Genomic DNA, 23,712 nt, shown 5'->3' on the forward strand with positions numbered 1-23,712 from the left:
AGCAGGAGCGCACATGCCTACTCTTGACCTCGAGGACGACGTCTTCGTGCTCGATCTCGGAGCCGGTGAGAACCGCTTCCACCCCGACTGGATCGCGTCGGTCGACGCCGCCCTGAACGAGGTGGACAGGACCGGGGGACCGCGTGCCCTGGTGACCGCCGCGACGGGCAAGTTCTACTCCAACGGCCTGGACCTGGAGTGGCTCGGCGCCCACGCCGACCAGCGCCAGAGCTACCGCAGCTCCGTCCACGAGCTCTTCGCCCGGATGCTGTCCCTGCCGGTCGTCACGGTGGCCGCTCTGCAGGGACACACCTTCGCAGCCGGCGCGATGTTCTCCCTCGCGCACGACTTTCGTGTCATGCGCGCCGACCGCGGCTACTGGTGCCTGCCCGAGGCCGACATCAACATCCCCTTCACGCCCGGCATGTCCGCACTGATCCGGTCCCGGCTGGCGCCGCAGACCGCGCACGAGGCCATGGTCACCGCCCGCCGCTACGGGGGGTCGGACGCCGCGGCCGCCGGCATCGTCGACCGGGCGGTGGACCAGGACGCCGTGCGCTCCACGGCCGTGGAGATCGCCCGGGCGCAGCTGGGCAAGGCCGGCGACACCCTCGGCGCCATCAAGGCGCGCATGTACGGCTCGGTCCTGGCCACCCTGCGCGACACGGCCGGCCCGGCCGACTGAATCCGCCGGCGACGACCGTGGCACTCGTGCCTGCGGAAGGTCAGGCCGACGCGTGGCGACGGGGCCGTTGGCGGGAGGCGATGGTGGCGGTGAGGGCCTCGACGGCGTCGACGGTTGCGGAGCTCAGGGCGACGGCCCGGTTCGTCGCGGTGCTGCCGGAGCCGTCGGACAGCTCGGCCGGCAGGCCGGAACGGGCGGTGAAGGAGTCGAACACCGACCGCAGCGCCCCCGGGACGACGCTCTCGGCTCCGGCGGCGGCGCGTGCCAGGGCGGCGAGGTGTTCGTGCACCGGATCGGCCAGTTCGGCCAGCTCCGGCACGGTGTCCTGCAAAGTACGCGGCAGGTGTTCGCGCAGCAGGGTGACGCACCCGGCGGCCGTGGACACCTGGACGCCGATGTACTCCAGCTGGGCGGTCGACCAGGGGCTGTGGTGCTGGGCCGGTTCGGCGTGCGACTGCTTCACCGCGGCCTCCAACTGCTCTCTGACCTGCCGCGATCGCGCCCTCAGCTCGTCGATGGCGGCCGGATCGGACGCTTTGACGTCGGCATAGCCGGTCAGCAGCTCGGGCAGCAGGCGGTCCTGCACCCGCAGCCACTCCGCGAGCAGGCCCGGCAGCCGCCGGGTGGACCAGGTCGGCCAGACCAGAAAGATCAGTACGGCGAGCGCCGCGCCGATCACGGTGTCGGCGGCGCGTGCCCATGCCGTGGGTCCGGGGAGCCCGCCGACGTCGTGGATCAGGAAGACGATCCAGGCGGTCAGCCACAGGTTGAGCATCAGCTGTCCGGTCCGCAGGGTGACGAAAGAGGCCGCGGCCAGCACCACCGACGCGACCGCGAGACCGACGGGCGACCAGTGCGGCAGCGACAGAACGGCGGCGAGGAGCCCGCCCAGCACGGCCCCGGCCGCCCGTCCCCAGGCCCGGGCGACGGTGTGCCCGTACTCGGGAAAGAGCACCAGCATGGTGGTCAGGGCCACCCAGAAGCCGTGCGCGGAGATGCCCAGCCCGCCCCATCCGCCGATCGACCGGCCGATGACCTCGGCGACCACCACGCCCACCGCGAGCCGCACCGCATGGCGGAAGATCGGCGACTGGGCACGCAGCTGCGCCCGCACCCGCCGGGCGGAACGTGCCGCGGCGGGGGTACCCGCGTACAGGCCCGGCACCTCGGAGTGGGGTTCCAGTGCATCGCCGAGACGGTCGTCGGTCGAGCGCAGAGCGAGCTGTTCGGCCGGCCGCAGCCGTGCGGCCAGGTCGTGCGGGCCGCGCCCGGGCGCGACGGCCGCCCACGACTCCAGGTGGGTCCAGACCCCGTCGGGTGTGCGGTGCTCGCGGCCGGAGGCCACCGTGCGGGCGATGTCGCCCAGCACCTGTGCAACGGCGCCCAGCGCCTGCCGGCTCCCAGCCGCTGCGCCTGCGGGTACCGTGAGCCGCTCGGTCTGCAGCGCGCGACGGATGCGCTCGGCCTCTCCCAGCAGTCCGAACAGAGCCGCCGCCGGCGGTCGGCTGAACTGCGGCAGCAGCTCCAGGGCCTGCCGGGCCGCCGTGAACGGAGCGGACCGGACGAAGGCGGCGGAGTCGGCCGTGACCGAGGCCTCGGCCAGTGACCGGTACAGCGCTGCCAGGGCACGGCGTTGGGCGGCGAACCGAGGACCGTAGGGCGGGAGCAGCTGCACGACCACGACGAGTCCGCTCCCGGTCGCGATCCATCCGGCGATCACCAGGCCGCCGTGCACATCGGGAGCGAGTTCGGCCGTGATCATCAGCCCGATCAGCGTGAGGCAGGCCCGGATGCCGGGTGCGACGCCCAGCGTCCGCCACAGCCCGGCGGCGAACGCCGCGGCCGCGAGCAGCAGCAGGAACAGCCAGGTGGTGCCGTGCACCAGGGCCCCCAGCACCGCCATCGCGCTGAAGGCCGCGGCCATACCGAGCGCGTTCACCACCGGGTGCCGCAAGGGACTCAGCAGCGTGCCGATGCTGCAGATGAACGCACCGACGCTGGCCATCGCCCCCGCGACCGGATGGTCCAGCAGCAGACCGAGCACCGTGGCGAGCAGCACGGCCAGCACTGCCCGAGCGACGGCCGACGGGGCGGCGAAGGCCCGCTGGACGTGCAGGCCCTCCCGGCCGATCGTGATCAGCGATGACCACCAACGCATGTCCCGGGCTCCTTGCGTCGCGCACCACGCCGGCTGCGGCGCCGGAGGAGTGACCGGTGCCGGAGGCGGCCGTATCGAACGACAGAGGGTCGATGCCCAGGGTATGCCGGGTGGGCAGCCCGTCGGCGACGACCGCAGCGGAACGTTCGCGACCCACCCTCACAGCACTCAGTTCCCCCACATTCCCACTCGTGCTGCACTGAGTGTCACAAGTTCCGTCCGGATGCTACGTTCCCCTCCATGAGCTCCAGCAGCGCGGCGCCGGCCGCGAAGCCGCCGATGCGGGAGGCCCTCGTCGCGGCGGCCTTCCAGCTCTTCCTCGAACGCGGGTACGAGCAGACCACGGTGGACGACATCGTGGCCCTGGCCGGGGTCGGACGGCGTTCGTTCTTCCGCTACTTCCCGTCCAAGGAGGACGTGGTCTTCCCCGACCACGAGCGCTGCCTGGCCGACATGACCGCGTTCCTCGCCGCGAGCGACGAGGGGCACGAACCGGTGCGGCGGGTGTGCGACGCGGCCCGGCTGGTGCTGGGGATGTACGCGGAGAACCCGACGTTCTCCGTGCAGCGCTACCGGCTCACCAAGCAGGTCCCGGGGCTGAGGGCGTACGAGCTGTCGGTCGTGTGGCGCTACGAGCAGGCCCTCGCCGAATACCTGCGGGGGCGGTTCGCCGGACGGCCGGACGGGACACTGCGGGCCGACGTCATCGCGGCCGGGGTCGTGGCCGCGCACAACAACGCCCTGCGTTCCTGGCTGCGTTCGGACGGCCTGGGCGACGCCGGGGCGGCGGTGGACCACGCCCTCGGGTACGTGCAGCGGGCGTTCGCGGACACCCCCGGGCCCCCGCCGGCACCCGTCCTGGCCGGCCCGGCACCGGAAGGCGGTGCCGAGGACGTGGTCGTGCTGGTCTCCCGTCGCGACGCCCCCCTGTGGCGGGTGGTGCAGGAGCTGGAGGCGGCGTTCGGCCGCACCTGAGGCGTTCGGACCTCGTCAAATTCGGGGTACGGAGTGCCTTTACGAGTGACACTCAGTGCCATACCCTGTGGGGCGTGCGTGGTGGCACCGCTGCCGTGCACGCGTGTGCCCGGTGCGCGCCGGACACGCGGGATTCCGGCCGAGCGCAGGGAGTTGACCAGCGTGTACCACCACTCAGCAAACGCCTCGCATCCGGCGGCCGGCTCCGCGGCGGGTCTTCTCGACCCCGTCCCCGCGGACACCAAGGACGCCATCCACTATCAGCGCTGCACCTGGTGCGGCACCTCGATGTACCACCGGGTGCTGTGTCCGGTGTGCCGGGGCAGCGAGCTGCGCACGGAGCGCAGCGAGGGCGTGGGCACGGTCCGGCACTCCACCGTGGTGCACCGCAACACCCCCGCCGCGCGCAACGTCTCGCTGGTGGAGATGGCGGAGGGGTTCGTGGTCCGGGGCCGGGTCATGGGTCCGCCGGTCGGCATCCACAGCGGCGACCGGGTCCGGCTGTCCACCGCCCAGGATCCGGTGCGGGGCGAGCCGGTCTTCCAGCTGCTCGACGAGCCGTACCGGGGCGCCTGGACCTGACGACGCCACCCGGCCGGCGCGGGCGCCGGGCTGACGGTGGAACAGGGCACCCCTTGCTCCCCGGTGGCCCTCACTCCTCGAACGTCACGCGGATCCCGACCGTTCCCTCCAGACCGCGCCGCAGCCGGCTGCCCAGCAGGGTGAGGCGGCCCAGGATGCCGTACTTGCGGGCGATGAGGTCCCGGTAGCGGGCGGTGGTGGCGGCGTCGGCGATCTCCGCGATGGCCGGGATCTGCTCTCCGGTGGGGTTGCCGCGCAGGTCGCAGGGGCCGGCGAGGACGTCGGCGCGGCGGCGGATCCGCTTGACCTTGTAGCTGTCGGCGGCCGTCCAGACGCCGAGGGTGTCACCGTCCCGGACCACCCACACCGGGGTGGGGACCGGGGTGCCGTCCTTGCGGTAGCTGGTCACCAGCAGGTACTTGCCGGAGCCGAGCCGGTCCAGCCGCGTGTCGTCCATGCCCGGCAGTCTAGGAGGCCGCCGCGCCCGGCGGACCGCCTCGGCCACGGACCCGGCGGACCCGTCCGGTCACGGGTGCGCCGTACCGGTGCGGTCAGGCCAGGGCCGCCGCCATGCGCCGTACCCCCTCGGTGAGGATCTCGGGAGAGGTCGCCAGGTTCAGCCGTACGTGCCCCGCGCCGCCGGTGCCGAAGGGCAGGCCCGAACTGAGGGCGACACGGCCGCGGTCGAGGAAGACCTGCGCGGGGTCGTCGCCGAGGCCGAGGGCGCGGCAGTCGAGCCAGGCCAGATAGGTGGCCTCGGCGGGATGCGGGCGGAGCGCGGGCAGGTGGTCGGCGAGCAGGCCGGCGAGCAGGCTCCGGTTGGCCTCCAGCCCGGCCAGCAGGGCGTCCAGCCAGCCGGTGGCCTCGCGCAGGGCGGCGGTGTGCGCGATGACGCCGAGGTGGCTGGGTCCGTGGCTCACCTCCTCGGGGAGACCGGCGAGGTCGCCGGCGGCCTCGGGTCCGGCGAGGGCGAGGGCGGCCTTGATACCGGCCAGGTTCCAGCCCTTGGACGCCGACATCAGGGACAGGCCGCGTGCCGCGCCGGGAACGCTCAGGTACGGCACGAAGGTGACGCCGGGGGTGACGAGCGGGGCGTGGATCTCGTCCGCGACGACGCGGACCCCGTACCGTTCGGCCAGGGCGGCGACGGCGGCCAGTTCGCCCGCGGTGTGCACGGTGCCGGTGGGGTTGTGCGGGCTGCACAGCAGGAAGGCGGCGCGTCCGCCCCCGGTGGTCGCCCGCCGGAACGCGTCCTCCAGCGCGGCCGGGTCGACGCGCAGTCCGGCGCCGAGCGGCGCTTCCACCACCCGGCGGTCCATGTGCGTGACGAACTGGTAGAACGGCGGGTACACCGGCGGGTTGACGATCACCGGGTCGCCCGGCCCCGTGACCAGTTTGATCATTTCGACCACGCCGAGCATCACGTCCGGAACGATCGCGGTGCGTTCGACGGCGATCCCGTCCCAGTCCCAGCGTTCGGCGGCGAAGGCGGCCAGTGCCTCGGCGTAGGCGGTGCCCGCCGGGTAGCCGGTGTCGCCGAGGGCGAGCGCGTCGGTCACGGCGCGGACCACGGGCGCGGCGAGCGGTACGTCCATCTCCGCCACCCACAGCGGCAGCACGTCCTCGGGGTAGGTGCGCCACTTCATGCTGGTACGCCGGCGCAGTTGTGCCAGACCGAGGGCGCGCAGCGGGTCGGGTTCACCGGTGCGGGCGTGCGGGTCGCTGATCACGGGGCTCACGATAGGGCGGAGGGGGTTGGGCCGGGATGCCCCGAGCGGGCGGCGGAGATCAACTCGGGCGTCTAGATTGCCTCCTGCACGGTGCATCCCTCGTCAGGCATCCCATCCGTACCCAGGAGCTGACCCGCGTGACCGACAACCCGGCAGTCACCGACGACGCGGCCGTCTCGCTGCGTGCCCGCATCGACACGAGCAAGCCGCACACCGCCCGGATCTGGAACTACTGGCTCGGCGGCAAGGACAACTACGAGGTCGACCGTGCGGCCGGAGACCAGATCCGCACGCTGCACCCCGGTATCGGGGAGTACGCGCGTGCCGACCGGCTGTTCCTCGGCCGCGCCGTGCGCCATCTGGTCGGTGAGGTGGGCATCCGGCAGTTCCTGGACATCGGCACCGGGCTGCCCACCGCCGACAACACGCACGAGGTGGCCCAGCGCATCGCGCCCGAGGCGCGGATCGTGTACGTCGACAACGATCCGCTGGTCCTCGCGCACGCGCGCGCCCTGCTGACGAGCACGCCCGAGGGCCGTACCGACTACCTGGACGCGGACCTGCGCGACGTCGACGCGATCCTCGAACACGCCGCGAAGACGCTCGACCTCAGCGAACCGGTGGCGCTGATGCTGCTCGGGGTGGTCATCTTCGTCGGTGACGACGAGGACCCGTACGGCCTGGTGCGGCGGTTGACGGACCGGCTGCCGGCGGGCAGTCACCTGGTGCTGTCGCACACCGTGACCCACCCGTCGATGCCGGACGTGGACGAGGCGGTGAGATTCTGGAACGAGCACGGCACCCCGAAGCTGACCCAGCGCACCCCCGAGGACGTGGCCCGGTTCTTCGACGGTCTGGAACTGCTTCGGCCGGGAGTCGTGTCCTGCTCGCGCTGGCGCCCGGAGCACGGCCACGGGGCGGAGCCGGAGGAGGTCGCGATGTTCGGCGGGGTGGCCCGCAAGCGCTGAGCCCGCAGACCGACTTAACCGCTGTCGCTGAACGCCGCGGCCACGGGCCGCGTATGGAGATGCGGGGCCCTCGACGACCCGAGGGCCCCGCGCCGCCGGCACGGGCGGCGCGCGTTCGGTTCGGCTTCGGGAGCCCTGCATGCGGCACGCACGACGACGGATCGTCAGGCGGGTGACACGCCTGGCGGCGGTCGGCGGACTCCTTCTCGGGGGCGCCATGGTCGCCCAGGCGGCCATGGCGAGCGAGACGCCTCCGGCCGCCGCCCGGCCTCTGTCCTCGGCCGCGGGTGCCGGCGACACCGGCGCAGCGCTGGTGGCACGGCTCGGCACGGCCCGCACGGCGGGCAACTGGATCGGGGCCGACGGGCGGCCGGTCGTGGCGGTGACCGACGAGGCGGCGGCGCGCGAGGTGCGGCGCGCCGGGGCCGTGGCGAAGGTCGTGCCGCACAGCATGAACGAACTCAAGTCGGCCACGGCGACACTGCGTTCGGCGCCGCGCGTGGCGGGTACCGCCTGGGCCGTGGACTACCGGACCAACCGGGTCATGGTCAGCGCGGACAGCACGGTGTCCGCCGCCGACTGGACCAGGATGAGCCATATGGCCGCGGGCATAGGGAACTTCGTGCGGATGGAGCGTACGAAGGGCGCGTTCACGACGCGGCTGAACGGCGCGCAGCCGATCCTCTCGACCGGCGGCCGCTGCTCGGCCGGGTTCAATGTGACCAACGGGCAGAGCGACTTCATCCTGACGGCCGGCCACTGCGGTCCCGCGGGATCCACCTGGTTCGCCGACAACCAGGGCAATCAGCAGCTCGGCCGGACGGTGAGCAGCACCTTTCCGGGCAATGACTTCTCGCTCGTGCAGTACGCCTCCGGCAAGGCCGGTGACGGAGCCGACGTCGTCGCGATCGGCGGCGGGCAGGGAGTGCGGATCACCGGGGCGGCCGATGCGGCGGTGGGGCAGCGGGTGTTCCGCAGCGGCAGCACCAGCGGGCTGCACAACGGCCAGGTCACCGCGCTGAACGCGACGGTGAACTACCCGGAGGGGACGGTCACCGGACTCATCCAGACCACGGTGTGCGCCGAGCCCGGCGACAGCGGCGGGCCGCTGTTCTCCGACGGCATCGCGCTCGGCGTGACCTCCGGAGGCAACGGCGACTGCACGACGGGCGGGACGACGTTCTTCCAGCCGGTCACGCGGGCGCTGACGGCACTCAACGTCAAACTCATCGTGTCGGCCCAGAACGCGGGCGGCGCCACCGGGGGTGCCCCCTCCCCCGCGTCGTCGGCGTCGCCCGCGCAGGGCGCGGTGGCGCCGAGCGCGGCCTCGCCGGGGTCCTCGGCCCCGGTGACGGGCACGCAGGGCAGGACGCTCCTGGCACGGCTGACGGACACCCGGAACGTCGGTCCCGGGCTGCTGGTGATCGCGGGCAGTCTGATCGCGCTCGTGGCGACCCGCTACATCCGGGCCGAGCAGGACCGCAAGGCCTATCAGCGGTACTACTCGGCGACCTGGGGCTGAGGACACATGCGAAGGGCACCCGCGCCGGCGGGTGCCCTGGACGTGTGTGGTGCGGTCGGTGCGAGGTCGGTCAGGCCGCCCGCTGTGACCGCGGGGTCGCGGCGGCCCACTCCATCACGAGGCGCTGGTACTCCGCGCGCTGCTCGGTGGTCAGTGTCCCGCCAGACCGGCGCCACAGGGCCCTGATCTCCTCGTTGACCTCCGCGGCCGATCGCTCGGAGAGGGGTTCAACAGTGGTGGACATGCTGTGAAGCATATGCCGATCCAGGTGAAGGCGCTGTGAGCAAGTACACTCCATACGGGCATTTCGGACGTGTCACTCGTCACGTCCATGTGTCAAGCGGGAGGCGGGAGTTCACACCGGGCCCTCACCCGGTACCAGCACCTGGATCGCCGGCACGGCCGCGCCGCGCGCCCAGTCGTGGAAGTCGGAGACCTTCGTCTCCAGGTCCACCGGGTCGGCGAGCGGATGCCGGTGGGCGCGGATGGCGTCGTGCACTGTGTTCCCGGCCACATCCATCAGGCCGACGCCCTCACCGGCGAGCAGGATCCTCTGCGGCAGGGCGAAGTCGGCGATCTGCGCGACCAGGGTGCCGAGGGCCCGGGCGGCCTCGCCGACGACCGGGGAGGCCATGGGCTCGCCGGCGGCGGCGCCCGCGAGGATCTCCTCATAAGTGGTGTCGCGGCCGGTGGCGGCGCGGACCTGGTACTCGACGCCGGGAATGGTGAGCATGGACACAGCGCTGCCGCGTGCGCCGTCCGCGGTGAGCGGGCCGCCGGGGCCGATGATCCAGTGCCGGCCGAAGCCGTGCCCGTCCTCGGCGAAGGGCACGCGCCCGCCGCCGAGCACCAGCCCGTAGCCGAGGCCGGCGCCGATGGTCAGGACGGCGAAGCGGTCGAGTCCGCGGCCCGCGCCGAACCAGGTCTCGGCCTCGACCAGGGCGGCCACGTCGTTCTCCACCACGACCGGCAGACCCGTGCGCTCCTGTACCAGCGCGGCGAGCGGCACGTCGCGCCAGCCGCGGAACGGCGACTCGGCCACCACCGCACGCCCCCGCACCAGCCCGCCCACGCCGATCCCGACGCCCGCCGGAGCGGGGTGCCCGCCGGCCAGGGCGACCGCCATCTCGGCGAGCAGTGCGGCGACGGCACCCGGATCGCGCGTGGTGAGCGGCCGGCCGAGCCGCCCGAGGACCTCGCTGCGCAGGGTGGTGACGACGCCGTGGACCATGTCCCCCGTGATCTTGAAGCCCAGGAAGGAGCAGGCGTCGGCCACGACGCCGAGCGGCTGGGACGGCCGGCCCTGCCGCGCCCGCGCCGGGCCAACCGTTTCTGAGGCCTCCGCCAGCAGTCCGGACTCGATCAGCGGCTTGGCCAGCCGGGTCAGACTGCCCTGGGAGAGGCCGAGGCGCCGGGCCAGCTCGGTGCGGGACAGCTGTTCGACCGTGCACGCCCGCGACCGGATCGCCGAGGGCGCCTTCGGCCGGCTCTTCTACGCCGAGGGACTACGTCCACGGCATGGACCTCGGCTTCTACGACGCGTACCGGTACAGCGGCGGCGAGGACTGGAAGGCGACCGCCGGCCATCCGCCGCTGCTGTATCCGACGCACTCGGTGGGCGGGGTGCTCGGAGCGTGGCGGACCCACGCGGTGAGCGTGTCGGCGATCGGAGTGCGGGACGATCGCGGCGACGGCGTCTTCGATCGTGCGGTCAGCCGGTTCGACAACGACGTCTCCCACGCGACCGCGCTGTTCGAGGTGGCGGGCGGCGGCTCGTTCCGTACGACCGAGTTCCGGCGGGTCGGCTACCCCTCGCACCTCCGCGAGTCCCGGATCCGGTTCTTCGGCACGCAGGCCAGCATGGAACAGCTGGCCACGGTGGCGCTGTGGCAGGACAAGAACGGGGTGCAGGACATCAGCGAGCTGCTGGAGCCCAAGCGGAGCCTGGCCCCCGACGATCCGTCGCTCGCGCACGTCGCGCCGGAGCTGCGGGCGGCCTTCACCTCGGGCTCTGCGCCGGTGCACGACCGGGCGCGGCTGCCGCGGGAGTTCGACCACCTCCCCAACGGCCACGAGGGCAGCCATCACTTCCTGGCCGACGACTTCGTCACCGCCGTCGGCACCGGTTCGCTGCCCTCGGTGAACGCGTGGGTGGCCGCCCGCTACACCCTGCCGGGCATCGTCGCGCACGAGTCCGCCCGGCAGGGCGGGGTCCGGCTGGAGATCCCCGGCTTCGGGGACGCGCCGGAGGGGTGAAACCCCGGGCGGCTACGGCTCAGGTGCCCGGCTTACGGCCGTACACGAAGACGTCGTCGCCCGTCCTGAGCAGCGACCAGTACGCCTTGGCGTCCTCGGTCGTCATGTTGACGCAGCCGTGCGAGCCCGGCGGGTTCCACATGCTCAGGCCGACCGAGTGGAAGGCCTGGCCGCCGTCGAAGAACTGGCTGTAGGGCATCGGCACGTTGTAGACGGTCGAGACGTGGTCGATGTCCCGCCAGTAGATCTTCTTCAGGCCGGTGCGGGTGACGTAGCCCTTGCGGCCGGTGCGCACGGGGACCGGTCCGTGGACGAGCTTCTTGCCGTCCTGGATCCAGCTCAGCTGGAGCGTGAGGTTCACGCAGGCGATCCGGCCCTTGTTCACCGGGCACTTGCCGTCCTTGTTGGGATTGTTCCCCACGGCCTTCTGCTTGTTCATCAGGTCCATCACGCCCCAGGTGACGGGGCCGGCGAAGCCGATGTCGGGCGTGATGCCGTGCTTGTCCTGGAAGGCCTTGATGGCGCTGCAGTCGGCGGCGGACTGCTTGCCGTCGACCGGCCGGCCGAGGAACCTCTCCACCTGCTTCTGGTACGGCCCCGCCTGTGTGGTGCAGCTCGCGGCCTGGGCCGGGGCCGCGGTGAGTGCGACCGCGAGCGGCGCCACCAGTCCCGTGACGCCCAGCGCGACGACGCCCCGTCTGCGTATGTCCCCCATGTGCAACCTCATCTCCCCAGTTCGCCCAGGGCCTGCCCCAGGTGCTCCCCTGCGCGATTCCCACGATCTCGGACTTCTAGACCTGTGCCGGGGCCCCGTGGTTGTGGTTCCGGTCAGACTGTGACGAAACGGTGAACTACCTCGCCGCGCAGCCGGCCCGCGGGGAGCCTGCGGCCGTAGGCGACCAGCAAGAGGTCCTGGCCACGGCCGTACAGGGGCGCACCCGTGCCGAAGGACCAGTCGAGGTCGTCCGCGCACAGCTGTACGCCGGTGAGGTCGGTGCCGAAGACGCGGAAGGCGCGCGGGTCGAGGGCGTCGAGCAGGATCCGCAGCCGGTCCTCGGGGACCTCGCGGTCCAGTCCCAGGGCGACGGTGACGTCCAGGCCGTGCACCACGTCGTGGCCGAGGGCGGCGGCGAGACCGCCGACCGGGGGCGTCCAGGGGTGGTGGGCGTGGGTGCGCAGGAACGCGGCGAGTTCGGTGTCCGGGTGGGCCGCGGCGTCGCGGCGGGCGAGCCGGTCGGTCATGCGGTGCAGGCTGCCGCGCGCCCTGACCAGTTCCGCCAGCACCTTCCCGGTGGAGTGGCGCAAGCCCAGCGACATGTGGGCCACGACCTCGCGCACCCGCCAGCCCGCGCACAGGCTGGGCGCGTCCCACTGCTCGGGAGTCAACTCCTCGAACAGATCGGCCAGTTCTCGACGTTCGGCGGTGATGGCGGCGGTCGTGACGGACCTGTCTGCTGCGGTGAGCGCTGCTTTCCCCATGTCTCAAGGGTGGGGACGGCCCTGCCGGAAGTCCAAGACATGATCCGTCTGCCATCTAGCATGATCCGTTATGGAGTTGAGGCAGCTGCGGTACTTCGTGACGGTCGTGGAGGAGGGCGGTTTCACCCGGGCCGCCGAACGGCTGCATCTGGCCCAGCCCGGACTGAGCGCGCAGGTACGGCGGCTGGAGCGGGAGTTGGGGCAGCCGCTGCTGGACCGTTCGGGCCGCTCGGTGCGGCCGACGGAGGTGGGTGAGGCGGTCCTGCCGTACGCGCGGGCGGCGCTCGCGGCCGTCGACGGGGTGCGCCAGACGGTGGACGAGTTCTCGGGCCTGCTGCGGGGCCGGGTCGCCGTCGGCCTGATACCCGGCACCCTCGCGCATCCCTTCGACATGGCCGGGCTGCTGGCGGACTTCCACGCCGCGCACCCGCACGTGGAGGTCACGCTCACCGAGGACACCTCGGACCGGATGCTGGCGGCGCTGCGCCGGGGCGAGCTGGACCTCGCGGTGGTCGGCGTCGCGCAGGAGGCACCGCCACCGGGCGTCGGCCGGCACGTGGTGATCGACGAGCCGCTGGTCGTGGCGGCCGTTCCCGGGCACCCACTCCTCGTCGAGCACGAGGGCGCGGATGCGGTCGCGCCGGGGGCGCTGCGCGGGCACCGGCTGATCGGCCTGCCGCGCGGCACCGGGGTGCGGGGGGTGCTGGAACGGCTGTGCGCCGAGGCGGGTTTCCGGCCGCTCATCGGGTTCGAGGCGGCGACTCCGGATGCGTTGTGCCGGCTGGCGGCTCGCGGGCTGGGGGCGGCTGTCGTGCCCGGCCTCGGTGCCCGGGCCGGCCTTGCCGTCCTGCCGCTGGACGACCCCCGGGCACGTGGCCGGGTGGCCCTGACATGGCGCACCGAGGGCCCCCTGCTCCCGGCGGCGCGGGAACTCCTGGGACGGCTGCGGGCGGGGATGGCTGGGGGCGGGTGAGCGGCGCGGGGGTCCAGCCGTTGCCGGATGCATTGTGCCGGCCGGCGGCTCGCGGGCTGGGGGCGACCGTCGTGCCCGGCCCCCTGCTCCCGGCGGCGCGGGAACTCCCGGGACGGCTGCGGGCGGGGATGGCTGGGGGCGGGTGAGCGGCGCGGGGGTCCAGCCGTTGCCGGGTGCGGGTGCGGGTGCGTGGCGGATTGCTCGCGCGGGTCCCCGTGCCTCTTCGGGTCGCTGACGACGCGCCTGCCGGTCCAGTTTCCCCGGATTGGACCGCGCCTACGACTCCCCCGCCTGTCTACGCTGCGCCACATGCATCCCACGCTCGCCGACGACCTGACCCGGCTACCCGAGCTGCTCCAGTCCACCCGTGACTTCGCCGCCCATGAGGCGGCGGAGCCGGCCGAGCGGCCGGTCGCCGCGACAGGGCCGGCGCCCGCGCGGGCTCCGTTGCCCGAGGAGGGCAAGGGCGGGCAGGCGGCTCTCGCGCGGTTCGCCGAGCGGTGGGCGCCCGGCTTCTCCGGCTCGGCCGGCCCCCGTTACCTGGGCTTCGTTACCGGCGGTGCGACCCCGGCGTCCGTCGCCGGTGACTGGCTGACGTCCGCGTTCGACCAGAACCTGTCCGGGGCGGGGGGTTCCTGGGCGCAGCAACTGGAGCGGGAGACCGTGGGCTGGCTGCGGGAACTCTTCGGGCTCGGCGAGGCGCACAGCGGTGCGTTCGTGACGGGGGCGACCGTCTCCAACACGGTCGGGCTGGCGGTCGGCCGGGAGTGGCTCGGGGAGCGGCTCGGTGTGGACGTCTCACGGGAGGGCACGGCCGCGCTGGGCCCGGTCGACGTACTGTCGGGCAGTCCGCACTCCAGCGTCGCGAAGGCGATGTCGGTGCTGGGCATCGGCCGGGACCGGCTGCGGCCGGTGCCACTGCTGCCCGGCGGCCGGGAGGCGGTGGACGTGGCCGCGCTGGAGGCGGAACTGGCCCGGCTGGAGGGCCGGCCGGCGATCGTCGTGGCGAACGCGGGCACCGTGAACACCGTCGACTTCGACGATCTGCGGGCGATCGCCGCCCTCAAGGAGCGCCACGACTTCTGGCTGCACGTCGATGCCGCGTTCGGCGGTTTCGCCGCGCTCTCCCCCGCGTACGCCGCGCTGGTCGACGGGCTGGACGCGGCCGACTCGGTCTGCGTGGACCTGCACAAGTGGCTCAACGTCCCCTATGACGCGGCCGTGCAGTTCACCCGCCGGCGCGACCTTCAGGTGAGGGTGTTCCACAACGCCTCCCCGTATCTCGGCCTGCCCGCCGGCGAGCCCGACTTCCTGCATCTGACCCCGGAGAACTCCCGGCGGCTGCGTGCGCTGCCCGCGTGGTTCTCGCTGGTGGCCTACGGCCGCGCCGGGCACCGGGAGATCGTCGAACGGAACGTGGCCCAGGCCCGCCGGCTCGGGGCGGGCATCGACGCGCTGCCCAGCCTGCGCCTGCTCGCGCCGGTCCGGCTGAACGTCGTCTGCTTCACCCTGGGCGAGGACCCCACGCCGGACCGGGTGGACGCGCTGGCCCGGGCGGTCGCCGCGTCCGGGGAGACGTATGTGACGCCGACGGTGTACGGCGGGGTGCCCGGGCTGCGGGCCGCGTTCAGCAACTGGCGTACCACCGAGGACGACACCGAGCGGGTGCTCCGGGCGCTGGCGGCGGCATCCGGCTGACGGCTCAGGGGTGCCGTACGGCCGCGTGGAAGCCGGTGTTCACGGCGGTGAGGCCGCCGTCCACGACCAGGGCGGTGCCGGTGATCCAGGCGGCGTCGCGGGAGGCGAGGAAGGCGACGGCGGCGGCGATGTCCTCGGGCTCGCCGACCCGGCCGAGCGGGTACAGCGGGCGGACGGCGTCGAGTTCGTCGTCGCGCCCCTCCCACGCCGAGGTGCGCACCGTGCCCGGCACGACGAGGTTCACCCGCACGCCCCTGGCCGCCGCGTGCCCGGCCAGGGTGCGGGTGAGGGAACCGAGTCCGGCCTTGGCGGCGCTGTAGGCGTGGTTGCCGAAGTCCTGCAGGCCGTTGACGGAACCGATGCCGACGATCGCGCCGCGGCCGGAGGCGGCGAGATGGGGCAGGGCGGCGCGGCAGCAGCGGTAGGCGCCGGTGAGGGTGATGTCCAGGTCGCGCGCCCACGCCTCGTCGGGGTCGTCCTCGAAGAGCGGGACGTCCGGGGTGCAGTGGGCGGCGCAGTTGACCAGCACGTCGAGGGAGCCGAACGCGGTGACGGCGTGGGCGACGGCCGCCTCCACCGAGGCCCGGTCGGCGATGTCGCACGCCAGTGCCTCGGCGGCCAGGCCCCGTCGATGCAGCGCGGCGGCGGTCCGCTCGGCCTCGGGCAGGTCCCGGTCGGTGACCAGGACGCTGCCGCCCTCCTCGGCGAGCCTCCTCGCGACGGCGGCGCCGATGCCGCGCGCCGCGCCCGTGACGAGAACTCCGTGTCCCGCGAAGCGGGTGTGATCGGTCATGCGCCGACCGTACGGCCCCGCGCGCGTCCGGTCACCGGTATCCGGCGACGTCGGCCGGCCTGCCGGCGTCCTGCACCTCAACCAGGTACCGCCAGGCGTCGGGGCGGCTGCCGTCGAGGTCGGTGAAGCCGTGGAGCAGGGCGAGTCCGCCGCTGGAGAGCGACTGCCCGTTGAAGCGGGCCACGTCGGGGTCGGCGGCCAGGGCGGCGACGGCACGGCCCACGAAGCGAGGAGTCTCGGAGATGGCGAAGTGCGGTTCGCGGGCGAGGGCGTCACGCCAGTCGTCCTCGCCGACGCCGCACAGGTCGAGCATCAGCTCCGAACGCAGCCAGCCCGGGGTCAGCGCGAGCGCGGTGGCGCCGCGCGGGCCGAGTTCGTGGCCGAGGGCGAAAGCCATCCGCAGCACGGAGGCCTTGGCGAGGTCGTAGAAGAGGTTCACGCGGTAGGTGTCGCGGTTGTACTCGGCGGTGCCGTCGGTCATCTCCACGACCAGGCCGCCGGGCCGGCGCAGCAGCAGGGGCAGCGCGAAGTGGCTGGTGATCGCGTGGGTCTCGACCGCGAGCCGGAGCAGCCGGAGACCGGCCTCGAGGTCGTGCTCCCAGACCGGTGTGTCCGACCGGAAGAGTTTCTCGCCGCCCCAGATGTCGTTGACGAGGACGTCCAGACGGCCCTGTTCCCGGTCGACGCGGTCCACCAGGGCCCGTACGGCGGATGTGTCCAGATGGTCCACGGGAACCGCGATCCCGTGTCCGCCGGCCGCAGTGACGAGGTCGGCGGTGTCCTCGATGGTCTCGGGGCGGTCGTACTCCGAGCGGCGCGTGCGTGTGCTGCGGCCGGTGACGTGGACGAGGGCCCCGGCCGCGCCGAGTTCCACGGCGATGCCGCGTCCGGCGCCCCGGGTCGCCCCCGCGACCAGCGCCACCCTGTCCGTCAGCGGTCCTGACATGTCCGGCCTCCCGTGTTCTGTGACTGTTGTCGCCGTCCACTGTCACGGGAAAGCCGGACACCTTCTGTCGGTGTTGCCGGCGCGGTCTCAGTGTCCGCGCCTGATCCACTCCTCCAGGTGCGGCGCCTCGGCGCCGATGGTGGTGGCGTCGCCGTGGCCGGGGAGGACCTTGGTCTCCGGCGGGAGGGTGAGGAGGCGGTCCCGGACGGAGGCGATGATCGTCGGGAAGTGGGAGTACGAGCGTCCGGTGGCGCCCGGGCCGCCCTGGAAGAGGGTGTCCCCGGTGAAGACGGTGCCGAGGGCGGGGTCGTACAGACAGACGGCGCCGGGGGCGTGGCCCGGGGTGTGGATCACTCTCAGGTCGGCGCCGGCCGTCTCGATGACCTGGCCGTCGAGGAGATGCCGGTCGGGGTCGCGGTCCGGGTGGGTCGTCTTCCACAGCGGCAGGTCGTCGGGGTGCAGCCAGATGGTGGCGCCGGTGAGGTCGGCGAGTGCCGGTGCGGCGTTGATGTGGTCGTTGTGGGCGTGGGTGCACACGATGGCGGTCAGGCGCCGGTCGTCGACGGCACGGGCGATGGCCTCGGCGTCGTGGGCGGCGTCGATGACGATCACCTCGCGCTCGTCGCCGACGATCCACACGTTGTTCTCGACGTCCCAGGTGCCGCCGTCGAGGGTGAACTGCCCCGAGGTGACGAGGCGTTCGATGCGTACGGTCATCAGAACACCACCACCGAGCGCAGCACGTCGCCGTGGTGCATCCGCTCGAACGCCTTCTCCACCTCGTCCAGCCGGATGGTCTCGGTGACGAACGCGTCCAGCGGCAGCCGGCCCTGGAGGTGCAGGTCGATCAGCATGGGGAAGTCGCGGGAGGGCAGGCAGTCGCCGTACCAGCTCGACTTCAGGGCGCCGCCGCGGCCGAAGACGTCGAGCAGCGGCAGTTCGAGTTTCATCTCGGGGGTGGGGACGCCGACGAGGACGACGGTGCCGGCGAGGTCGCGGGCGTAGAAGGCCTGTCGGTACGTCTCCGGCCGGCCGACGGCCTCGATGACGACGTCGGCGCCGAAGCCGCCGGTCAGCTCGCGGATCGCCTCGACCGGGTCGGTCTCCTTGGAGTTGACGGTGTGGGTGGCGCCCAGGGTGCGGGCCTTGTCCAGCTTGCGGTCGTCGATGTCCACGGCGATGATCTTCACCGCGCCGGCGAGGTTCGCCCCTGCGACGGCCGCGTCGCCGACTCCGCCGCAGCCGATGACGGCGACGGTGTCCCCGCGACCGACGTTCCCGGTGTTGATCGCCGCGCCGATGCCGGCCATCACCCCGCAGCCCAGCAGGCCGGCGACCGCCGGGGAGACGGCCGGATCCACCTTGGTGCACTGGCCGGCCGCGACGAGGGTCTTCTCCGCGAACGCGCCGATACCCAGAGCCGGGGACAGCTCCTGCCCGGTGGCGGCGAGGGTCATCTTCTGCCGGGCGTTGTGCGTGTTGAAGCAGTACCAGGGCCGGCCGCGCAGACAGGCCCGGCAATTCCCGCAGACCGCACGCCAGTTGAGGATGACGAAGTCGCCGGGCGCCACCTCGGTCACGCCCTCGCCGACCGACTCCACGACACCGGCGGCCTCGTGACCGAGGAGGAAGGGGAAGTCGTCGGAGATGCCGCCCTGCTTGTAGTGCAGATCGGTGTGACAGACGCCGCAGGCCTGGACGCGTACCACGGCTTCGCCGGGTCCGGGATCCGGCACCACGATCGTCTCGACGCGTACGGGTTCGTCCTTCCCCGGTGCGATCACGCCGCGCACTTCCTGCGCCATGCTCTGGCCCCTTCCTCGATTGCCTTCGCTGCCGACCCTACGCGCCACCGATGGGTCGCGGGGCAGACCACGGCGGTGATCGCCGATCTTTCCGGCCGCCGGCCGGACCACGGATGAAAGAAGATGACCGGACAACGTCATTGCATGATGGAAATGTTTTTGCAGGGTGCGGGACTCTGCCTGGTGGGTGCGTCCCGCCCGGACGTGCCTCAATGGAGACATGCCCCTTGACGGCCTCGACGGACGCACCGCATTCCTGTTCTCGGGCGGCGCAGCGCCGCTGCCCGGGGCCGGGCGTGAACTCCGGGACGCCTCCCCGGTGTTCCGCGACGCGCTGGACGACATCTGTGCGCGCCTCGACCCGTATCTCGAACTCCCCCTGGCCTGCGTGATGTTCGCCGACGACGGGTCACATACGGCCGAGCTGCTGGGCCGGGACTCCTTCGCCGGCCCCGCGGTGTTCGCGCTCCAGGTGGCGCAGTACCGGCTGCTGCGCAGCTGGGGAGTCCGGCCGGACGTGGTGTTCGGGCAGGCGGCCGGGCGGATGGCCGCCGCCTACGCCGCGGGCGTCTTCTCACTGGCGGACGCCTGCCATGCGGTCGGCACCCTGGCCCGGCTGCTGGGCGGCCACCCGGACCCGGCACCGCGCTCCCCGCACCCGGACGGGGTCCTTGAGGCCTACGGCCGGACCCTCGCCACCCTTCACCCGTGCGCGCCGCGCCTCCCGCTCGTCTCCGACGTCACCGCCCGCCCGGTGGGCGCCGAGACCGCGGAGCCGGCCTTCTGGGTGCGGCGCGCGCCGGGGCGCTTCCCGGAGGCGGTCGGCCTGCTGCACCGCGACGGAGTGCGCACCTGGCTGGAACTGGGGCCCGGAGACCGGCTCACCCGCCTGCTCCCGGAGTGCGTCCCGGGCGGTAAGGCTTCGGCTTTCGCGCTGTCCCGCGACTGGTCGGTGCTGCGGTCGGGGCCGGGCGCCGGCTCCGGCGCCGCGCAGCGGTGAGGGCCCGCCGGCAGCGCGACGGCAGCAGGACGGTCCCGTGAGCATGACTGGGACTCGGGGCGGTCCGCTGCGCTTGCCGTGGCCGCCGGGCCGGAGGAGCCTCGAAGGGTGGGGGTCCGTGCGGCCCGCGCCCCGACGGGCCGCGGGCGCCCGAAGGAGGTCACCATGGGCACCGCGACAGGTTCCGCCTTCGACGTCGAGACGCTGCGCCGGGGCATAGAAGGGAACACGGGGAACACCCTTCTGTCGCTCTACGCCGACGACGCGGAGATCCGTATCGTCGACCGCAACAACCAGCCCAGCCATCCGACCGTGCTGCGCGGCCGGAGGCAGATCGCCGAGTTGCTGGACGACGTCTACCGCCGCGACATGACGCACAAGCTCGGCCAGTGCGTCGTTCAGGGCGATCACGCCGCGTTCAGCGAGACCTGCCAGTACGGGGACGGCACCCGTGTCCTCGCCGAGTCCATGGTCACGTTGCGTGACGGCAGGATAGTCGACCAGCTGATCATCCAGGCCTGGGACGAGTAGGCACACTCCGGCGTGTCAGGCGCCGGACGGGGATGTGCCAGGTTCCCGGTCTGCACTGTGCCGACAGCGCCCGGCCCCGCCCGTACGTGCGGGCCAGCCCCCACGGCCCCCGCATCGGTGGGTGCCGGCCGGGGGTCGTACGCGCGCTCGGTTACCCTCTACCCGGGCCGTGACCGGCGCTGAGGTGGAGTACCACCGGGGAGCGGTCCGTGGTGGATGCCGCGCGCCTGGGCGAGAGAGTCGATCCAGCTCAGGAGTGTGCAGCAGGACCCAGGCCCGCCTCATGGACGGCACCGCCCTCGCCCGCCGCATCGTCGAGGACACCGCGAAGAAGGCCGCCGGCCTCACCGAACGCACCGGCACGGCACCGGGCCTCGCGACCGTGCTGGTCGGCGAGGACCCGGCGTCCGTCACCTACGTCCGCATGAAGCAGAACCGTTGTCGCAAGGCCGGCATCGAGTCCCGGCACGTCGCCCTGACCGCCGCCACGACGACCGGCGAACTGGTGGGCGTGCTGCGGGAGTTGTCGGCCGGCCCGGCCGTGCACGGCATCCTGCTCCAGCACCCGGTGGGCGGCCACGTCGACGAGCGTGCCGCGTTCGAGGCGATCGCGCCACAGAAGGACGTCGACGGCGTCACCTTCGCCTCGTTCGCCACGATGAGCTTCGGCCTGCCGGGCTTCGTGTCCTGCACGCCGGGCGGCATCCTGCGGCTGCTGGACGAGTACGGCGTCGACCCCGCCGGATGGGGGTGCCCCCGCGCGAGCGAAGCCGAGCGTGGGGGGAGGGCCGTGGTCGTGGGCCGCAGCGCGATCCTCGGCAAGCCGGTGGGCATGCTGCTGCTGGCCCGGGATGCCACCGTGACGTACTGCCACTCGCGGACGGCGGACCTGTCGGCCGCGGTCCGCGGGGCGGACATCGTGGTCGCCGCCGTGGGCCGGTCGCGACTGATCCGTGGGCAGGACATCAAGCCCGGCGCGGTCGTGATCGACGCGGGCTACAACCCGGGGAACGTCGGCGACGTCGACTTCGACTCCGCCGTGGAGCGGGCCTCGCTGATCACGCCGGTCCCGGGCGGTGTCGGCCCCATGACGATCGCCACGCTGCTGGAGCAGACCGTCGAGGCCGCCGCCCGGCAGCTCGGCGCCTGAGGAATCGCCCCCGGGGCCGACGCGCAGGGCCACCGCCCGGGGAGTCGGCGACCGGAGTCAGCGCATCCAGGCGCTGTACTCCATCACGTCCCCGGCCTTCACCCCGTACCGGGGATCGTCCCGGGTGAAGGTGGCCTCCAGGCCGAGAACGGCACCGGTGCGCGGGTCGAGGATCAGCATGTGCCGCACGCCCGGCGTTCCGCAGGCGTACGCCTGCCCCGGGCGTCCGAGCCGGTCCGTCACCTGCCCCGCCGGGCTGAGTCCCTCGGCGTCCGCGAGGATCCGGACCAGCGCGGCGGACTCGCTGGCGCCGAGCGTCCAGTGGTCCAGCAACTGCTGGACGGCGTCCAGGAGTTCGGACGTGGTCAGGGAGCCGGAGCCCGAGCCGGTTCCGGTTCCGGGGTGGGCCGTCTCGGCGAGGTAGGCCCGCAGGGCGGCCGGCTCGTGCGGGGGGCGCGCCTCGGGCGGGGCGTCGCTCCAACTCGGCGGGAACGCGGTCCGGCTCAGCACCCGGCCGTCCGCCACCAGGCGCGGCACGCCGCCCTCGTCGGTGAGGACCGGGCGGCCCGGGTGGCGCGGGTCGGTCGCCACCACCAGCTCGGTGTGGCCGTCGTCCGCGTTCCACCGCACCACGCGCTCCTCGGGGAGGGTCACGGGCGGCTTGTCGTCGCTCATGCCGAGGCTCCAGGACTGCACATGGGTGCCCTTGCGCAGGCCGGGCGAACCGCCGGCGGCGGCCGCGGCGGCCAGTGCGGCCATCCGGTCCAGCGGTACGGCGGTGGAGTGCGCCCGTACGGCCAGCGGGCGGGGCGCGGCGACAGCGGGCGGACTGCCGGGGGCGCCGAGTACCGCGGTGAGCGTGATGGCCACTACGACGGCGGTGGCGGCGAGGCCCCACCAGAGCCGGGCGCGCGGGATCCGCAGCCGGACACGCGGATCCCGCAGCCGGGGGCGTCGGCGATCGTCCCCCTCGAGCAGAAGTTCCAGCCGCCTCTCGGCACGGTGGTCCAGCGGCCCGTCGCCGAAGTGCGGGCCGTGTGCCGGTGCCGGGTTGGCGCGGCGTAGCAGGTCGAGTTCGTCAGACATGGCGGGGTTCCTTGCGGAGGGATACGCCGGCGGGGGCTGCGGATCCGGAATCGGAATCGGAACACGACGATCGCCGACCGGGACCGCCCTTTCCGGCGGGCGTCTGCGCCATGGCACCGGCCGACCGTCCGCCGTCAGCGGCCGTCTGCCCGGCGGGTGAACCGGTCGCCTGCGTCCCGGGAGACACGCGATGCCCGGACGGCGACGCGCTGTCCGTCTCCCCGGTGGGCATCCGGTGCCCAGACGGGGACCCGTCGCCCGAGGCCCCTTCAGGAGCGCGATCCCCGGACAGCGGCAGACCGTCCGACACCCCCGCAGACGTGCGGCGCCCGGGAGACGGAACACCGCCCGACACCCCGGAAGACGCCCGCTCACCCGGCACCCCCACCCCGTCCGACACCCCGGCAGCCATGCAATGCCCCGGCAGTGCCCCACCGTCCGACATCCCGGAAGACACGCAGTCCGGGGACAGCGGCACGTCCGCCGGTGGCGCATCGGGCTTCCGGAGCCCAAGGAGTGACCCTCCGTCCGCCGCAGCGGAATCCGGCCGGCTGCCGGGCCGTGTGCCCGGCGCTCGCGCCGCCGGGCGGATGCGGTCGATCTCGGCGCGCAGCCGGCGGCGGGCGCGGTGCAGTCGCATCGCCGCCGCGCGACTGCCGCAGCCCAGCGTGACCGCGATCTGCCCGGCGTCGAGCTCCTCCCAGGCCGCCAGGCGCAGGACCTCCTGGTCGGCCGGCGCCAGCCGGTCCAGGGCCTCGTGGACCCACGCGCCCGGCGCCTCCGCGTCCGGGCTGTCCACGATGTGCCGGCCGTGCGCGGCGTCGTCGTTGCCCAGCCGGTCCACCAGCCGTCGTCTGCGCCCGTAGCCGCGCACCGCGTTCGCCAGGCAGTTGCGGGCCACCCCGTACAGCCAGGGCAGCGGTGCGTCCGGCAGGTCGCGCCGGCGCCGCCAGGCCACCGTGAACACCTCCGCCACCACTTCCTCCACCTCGTCGGCCCGCCCGGGCAGTCGCCGGGCGACATAGCGGCTGACCGCCCAGTAGTGCTCGCGATAGGCAGCGGCGAAGAACTCGTCGTTGCTCATGTTCGGTTCGTGTCCGGCACCGCCCGGATCGTCACACCCCTCTTCCGTGATGCTCCTCGCGTCGCCCGAGTGTGACGGAAGGGCCGGGCGCGGACACAGGCGGGGCGTGAAGAGGATCAGAGACTTCAGGGGCATGCGGGCCGTACGGTGGCTCACCACCACCGATCACAAGACGATCGGAACTCTCTATTTGGTCACGTCGTTCGCGTTCTTCCTGATCGGTGGCGTGATGGCGCTGCTCATGCGCGCCGAGCTGGCCCGGCCGGGCCTGCAGATCATGTCGAACGAGCA

Annotated in this window: 22 protein-coding genes, 3 pseudogenes and 1 riboswitch; of the genes and pseudogenes, 12 read left to right on the forward strand and 13 right to left on the reverse strand. The window is 73.3% G+C overall.

Features of this window, described 5'->3' with window-relative positions:
* Window positions 1–13: 13 nt before the first annotated feature.
* Entirely contained in the window at window positions 14–685 is a 672-nt protein-coding gene (locus tag ABZ919_RS38190) for an enoyl-CoA hydratase-related protein (RefSeq protein ID WP_361257849.1), read from the forward strand.
* Between the two features lie 40 nt (window positions 686–725).
* Here ABZ919_RS38190 and ABZ919_RS38195 read toward each other — a convergent pair whose 3' ends face one another.
* Window positions 726–2,843: an FUSC family protein gene (locus ABZ919_RS38195; RefSeq protein WP_361257852.1), complete on the reverse strand. Its 2,118-nt coding sequence runs from the start codon at window positions 2,841–2,843 to the stop codon at window positions 726–728.
* A 240-nt stretch (window positions 2,844–3,083) separates the two neighbouring features.
* Here ABZ919_RS38195 and ABZ919_RS38200 point away from each other — a divergent pair, with 240 nt between their 5' ends.
* Window positions 3,084–3,818: a TetR family transcriptional regulator gene (locus ABZ919_RS38200; protein WP_361257855.1), complete on the forward strand. Its 735-nt coding sequence runs from the start codon at window positions 3,084–3,086 to the stop codon at window positions 3,816–3,818.
* Window positions 3,819–3,980: 162 nt separating this feature from the next.
* Window positions 3,981–4,400 carry a zinc ribbon domain-containing protein gene (locus ABZ919_RS38205; protein WP_361257858.1) on the forward strand — a complete coding sequence of 140 codons (420 nt, stop codon included), beginning with the start codon at window positions 3,981–3,983 and terminating at the stop codon, window positions 4,398–4,400.
* A gap of 70 nt (window positions 4,401–4,470) precedes the next feature.
* Here ABZ919_RS38205 and ABZ919_RS38210 read toward each other — a convergent pair whose 3' ends face one another.
* Window positions 4,471–4,857 carry a PPOX class F420-dependent oxidoreductase gene (locus tag ABZ919_RS38210; protein WP_361257861.1) on the reverse strand — a complete coding sequence of 129 codons (387 nt, stop codon included), beginning with the start codon at window positions 4,855–4,857 and terminating at the stop codon, window positions 4,471–4,473.
* A 94-nt stretch (window positions 4,858–4,951) separates the two neighbouring features.
* The gene (locus ABZ919_RS38215; protein WP_361257864.1) at window positions 4,952–6,130 is read right to left on the reverse strand and encodes an aminotransferase class I/II-fold pyridoxal phosphate-dependent enzyme; all 1,179 of its coding nucleotides are present in this window, start codon (window positions 6,128–6,130) and stop codon (window positions 4,952–4,954) included.
* Window positions 6,131–6,267: 137 nt separating this feature from the next.
* On the opposite strand from ABZ919_RS38215, the gene ABZ919_RS38220 reads away from it, so the two are divergent.
* Window positions 6,268–7,098, forward strand: a complete 831-nt coding sequence (locus ABZ919_RS38220) for an SAM-dependent methyltransferase (RefSeq protein WP_361257867.1) — start codon at window positions 6,268–6,270, stop codon at window positions 7,096–7,098.
* 139 nt (window positions 7,099–7,237) lie between these two features.
* Window positions 7,238–8,620 (forward strand): S1 family peptidase, encoded by a 1,383-nt coding sequence (locus tag ABZ919_RS38225; RefSeq protein ID WP_361257870.1) that lies wholly within the window; start codon window positions 7,238–7,240, stop codon window positions 8,618–8,620.
* A 70-nt stretch (window positions 8,621–8,690) separates the two neighbouring features.
* Here ABZ919_RS38225 and ABZ919_RS38230 read toward each other — a convergent pair whose 3' ends face one another.
* Both ABZ919_RS38230 and ABZ919_RS38235 read right to left on the reverse strand, forming a co-directional pair.
* A complete protein-coding gene (locus ABZ919_RS38230) occupies window positions 8,691–8,876 on the reverse strand; it encodes a hypothetical protein (RefSeq protein ID WP_361257873.1) in 186 nt (61 codons plus the stop codon).
* A 99-nt stretch (window positions 8,877–8,975) separates the two neighbouring features.
* The gene (locus tag ABZ919_RS38235) at window positions 8,976–10,085 is read right to left on the reverse strand and encodes an ROK family transcriptional regulator (protein WP_361257914.1); all 1,110 of its coding nucleotides are present in this window, start codon (window positions 10,083–10,085) and stop codon (window positions 8,976–8,978) included.
* Between ABZ919_RS38235 and ABZ919_RS38240 the strand changes: the two are divergent.
* A pseudogene (locus tag ABZ919_RS38240) lies at window positions 10,060–10,876 on the forward strand (gfo/Idh/MocA family oxidoreductase); the annotation flags it as partial. The gene ABZ919_RS38235 and the pseudogene ABZ919_RS38240 overlap by 26 nt on opposite strands.
* Before the next feature lie 19 nt (window positions 10,877–10,895).
* Here ABZ919_RS38240 and ABZ919_RS38245 read toward each other — a convergent pair.
* Window positions 10,896–11,591: a L,D-transpeptidase family protein gene (locus ABZ919_RS38245; protein WP_361257876.1), complete on the reverse strand. Its 696-nt coding sequence runs from the start codon at window positions 11,589–11,591 to the stop codon at window positions 10,896–10,898.
* Window positions 11,592–11,704: 113 nt separating this feature from the next.
* On the reverse strand, window positions 11,705–12,355 hold the full coding sequence (locus ABZ919_RS38250; protein ID WP_361257879.1) for a maleylpyruvate isomerase family mycothiol-dependent enzyme: 651 nt from the start codon (window positions 12,353–12,355) through the stop codon (window positions 11,705–11,707).
* Window positions 12,356–12,425: 70 nt separating this feature from the next.
* Between ABZ919_RS38250 and ABZ919_RS38255 the strand changes: the two genes are divergently transcribed.
* Both ABZ919_RS38255 and ABZ919_RS38260 read left to right on the forward strand, forming a co-directional pair.
* Window positions 12,426–13,328: a LysR substrate-binding domain-containing protein gene (locus tag ABZ919_RS38255; RefSeq protein WP_361257882.1), complete on the forward strand. Its 903-nt coding sequence runs from the start codon at window positions 12,426–12,428 to the stop codon at window positions 13,326–13,328.
* 309 nt (window positions 13,329–13,637) lie between these two features.
* Complete coding sequence (locus ABZ919_RS38260; RefSeq protein WP_361257885.1) at window positions 13,638–15,026, forward strand: pyridoxal-dependent decarboxylase; 1,389 nt, start codon at window positions 13,638–13,640, stop codon at window positions 15,024–15,026.
* Window positions 15,027–15,030: 4 nt separating this feature from the next.
* On the opposite strand, the gene ABZ919_RS38265 is transcribed toward ABZ919_RS38260, so the two are convergent.
* The 4 genes from ABZ919_RS38265 to ABZ919_RS38280 form a co-directional block, all read right to left on the reverse strand.
* Entirely contained in the window at window positions 15,031–15,819 is a 789-nt protein-coding gene (locus tag ABZ919_RS38265) for an SDR family NAD(P)-dependent oxidoreductase (RefSeq protein ID WP_361257888.1), read from the reverse strand.
* 31 nt (window positions 15,820–15,850) lie between these two features.
* Window positions 15,851–16,765: an SDR family oxidoreductase gene (locus ABZ919_RS38270; protein WP_361257891.1), complete on the reverse strand. Its 915-nt coding sequence runs from the start codon at window positions 16,763–16,765 to the stop codon at window positions 15,851–15,853.
* Window positions 16,766–16,852: 87 nt separating this feature from the next.
* The gene (locus ABZ919_RS38275) at window positions 16,853–17,482 is read right to left on the reverse strand and encodes an MBL fold metallo-hydrolase (RefSeq protein WP_361257894.1); all 630 of its coding nucleotides are present in this window, start codon (window positions 17,480–17,482) and stop codon (window positions 16,853–16,855) included.
* Window positions 17,482–18,570: an S-(hydroxymethyl)mycothiol dehydrogenase gene (locus tag ABZ919_RS38280; protein ID WP_361257897.1), complete on the reverse strand. Its 1,089-nt coding sequence runs from the start codon at window positions 18,568–18,570 to the stop codon at window positions 17,482–17,484. Before ABZ919_RS38280 ends, ABZ919_RS38275 begins: the two co-directional genes overlap by 1 nt.
* Before the next feature lie 220 nt (window positions 18,571–18,790).
* On the opposite strand from ABZ919_RS38280, the gene ABZ919_RS38285 reads away from it, so the two are divergent.
* The 3 genes from ABZ919_RS38285 (at window position 18,791) to ABZ919_RS38295 (ending at window position 21,251) form a co-directional block, all read left to right on the forward strand.
* Window positions 18,791–19,570, forward strand: a complete 780-nt coding sequence (locus tag ABZ919_RS38285) for an acyltransferase domain-containing protein (RefSeq protein WP_361257900.1) — start codon at window positions 18,791–18,793, stop codon at window positions 19,568–19,570.
* 165 nt (window positions 19,571–19,735) lie between these two features.
* Window positions 19,736–20,101, forward strand: a complete 366-nt coding sequence (locus ABZ919_RS38290) for a nuclear transport factor 2 family protein (protein ID WP_361257903.1) — start codon at window positions 19,736–19,738, stop codon at window positions 20,099–20,101.
* A gap of 159 nt (window positions 20,102–20,260) precedes the next feature.
* A riboswitch (ZMP/ZTP riboswitch) is annotated at window positions 20,261–20,341 on the forward strand.
* 43 nt (window positions 20,342–20,384) lie between these two features.
* Window positions 20,385–21,251 (forward strand): bifunctional 5,10-methylenetetrahydrofolate dehydrogenase/5,10-methenyltetrahydrofolate cyclohydrolase, encoded by an 867-nt coding sequence (locus ABZ919_RS38295; RefSeq protein WP_361257906.1) that lies wholly within the window; start codon window positions 20,385–20,387, stop codon window positions 21,249–21,251.
* A 57-nt stretch (window positions 21,252–21,308) separates the two neighbouring features.
* Here the strand turns inward: ABZ919_RS38295 and ABZ919_RS38300 are convergent, their stop codons facing one another.
* On the reverse strand, window positions 21,309–22,337 hold the full coding sequence (locus ABZ919_RS38300; RefSeq protein ID WP_361257909.1) for a CU044_5270 family protein: 1,029 nt from the start codon (window positions 22,335–22,337) through the stop codon (window positions 21,309–21,311).
* A gap of 583 nt (window positions 22,338–22,920) precedes the next feature.
* A pseudogene (locus ABZ919_RS38305) lies at window positions 22,921–23,421 on the reverse strand (sigma-70 family RNA polymerase sigma factor); the annotation flags it as partial.
* Window positions 23,422–23,527: 106 nt separating this feature from the next.
* Between ABZ919_RS38305 and ABZ919_RS38310 the strand changes: the two are divergent.
* A pseudogene (locus tag ABZ919_RS38310) lies at window positions 23,528–23,712 on the forward strand (cytochrome ubiquinol oxidase subunit I); the annotation flags it as partial.

It is taken from the genome of Streptomyces sp. NPDC046759 (assembly GCF_040645475.1).
GTDB lineage: Bacteria > Actinomycetota > Actinomycetes > Streptomycetales > Streptomycetaceae > Streptomyces.

Excerpts from the sequence above, each read along its gene's own strand:
- ABZ919_RS38190 (WP_361257849.1), top strand. The coding sequence starts at position 14 with ATGCCTACTCTTGACCTCGAGGACGACGTCTTCGTGCTCGATCTCGGA.
- ABZ919_RS38195 (WP_361257852.1), bottom strand. The coding sequence starts at position 2,843 with ATGCGTTGGTGGTCATCGCTGATCACGATCGGCCGGGAGGGCCTGCAC.
- ABZ919_RS38200 (WP_361257855.1), top strand. The coding sequence starts at position 3,084 with ATGAGCTCCAGCAGCGCGGCGCCGGCCGCGAAGCCGCCGATGCGGGAG.
- ABZ919_RS38210 (WP_361257861.1), bottom strand. The coding sequence starts at position 4,857 with ATGGACGACACGCGGCTGGACCGGCTCGGCTCCGGCAAGTACCTGCTG.
- ABZ919_RS38225 (WP_361257870.1), top strand. The coding sequence starts at position 7,238 with ATGCGGCACGCACGACGACGGATCGTCAGGCGGGTGACACGCCTGGCG.
- ABZ919_RS38230 (WP_361257873.1), bottom strand. The coding sequence starts at position 8,876 with ATGCTTCACAGCATGTCCACCACTGTTGAACCCCTCTCCGAGCGATCG.
- ABZ919_RS38245 (WP_361257876.1), bottom strand. The coding sequence starts at position 11,591 with ATGGGGGACATACGCAGACGGGGCGTCGTCGCGCTGGGCGTCACGGGA.
- ABZ919_RS38250 (WP_361257879.1), bottom strand. The coding sequence starts at position 12,355 with ATGGGGAAAGCAGCGCTCACCGCAGCAGACAGGTCCGTCACGACCGCC.
- ABZ919_RS38255 (WP_361257882.1), top strand. The coding sequence starts at position 12,426 with ATGGAGTTGAGGCAGCTGCGGTACTTCGTGACGGTCGTGGAGGAGGGC.
- ABZ919_RS38260 (WP_361257885.1), top strand. The coding sequence starts at position 13,638 with ATGCATCCCACGCTCGCCGACGACCTGACCCGGCTACCCGAGCTGCTC.
- ABZ919_RS38265 (WP_361257888.1), bottom strand. The coding sequence starts at position 15,819 with ATGACCGATCACACCCGCTTCGCGGGACACGGAGTTCTCGTCACGGGC.
- ABZ919_RS38270 (WP_361257891.1), bottom strand. The coding sequence starts at position 16,765 with ATGTCAGGACCGCTGACGGACAGGGTGGCGCTGGTCGCGGGGGCGACC.
- ABZ919_RS38275 (WP_361257894.1), bottom strand. The coding sequence starts at position 17,482 with ATGACCGTACGCATCGAACGCCTCGTCACCTCGGGGCAGTTCACCCTC.
- ABZ919_RS38280 (WP_361257897.1), bottom strand. The coding sequence starts at position 18,570 with ATGGCGCAGGAAGTGCGCGGCGTGATCGCACCGGGGAAGGACGAACCC.
- ABZ919_RS38285 (WP_361257900.1), top strand. The coding sequence starts at position 18,791 with ATGCCCCTTGACGGCCTCGACGGACGCACCGCATTCCTGTTCTCGGGC.
- ABZ919_RS38290 (WP_361257903.1), top strand. The coding sequence starts at position 19,736 with ATGGGCACCGCGACAGGTTCCGCCTTCGACGTCGAGACGCTGCGCCGG.
- ABZ919_RS38295 (WP_361257906.1), top strand. The coding sequence starts at position 20,385 with ATGGACGGCACCGCCCTCGCCCGCCGCATCGTCGAGGACACCGCGAAG.
- ABZ919_RS38300 (WP_361257909.1), bottom strand. The coding sequence starts at position 22,337 with ATGTCTGACGAACTCGACCTGCTACGCCGCGCCAACCCGGCACCGGCA.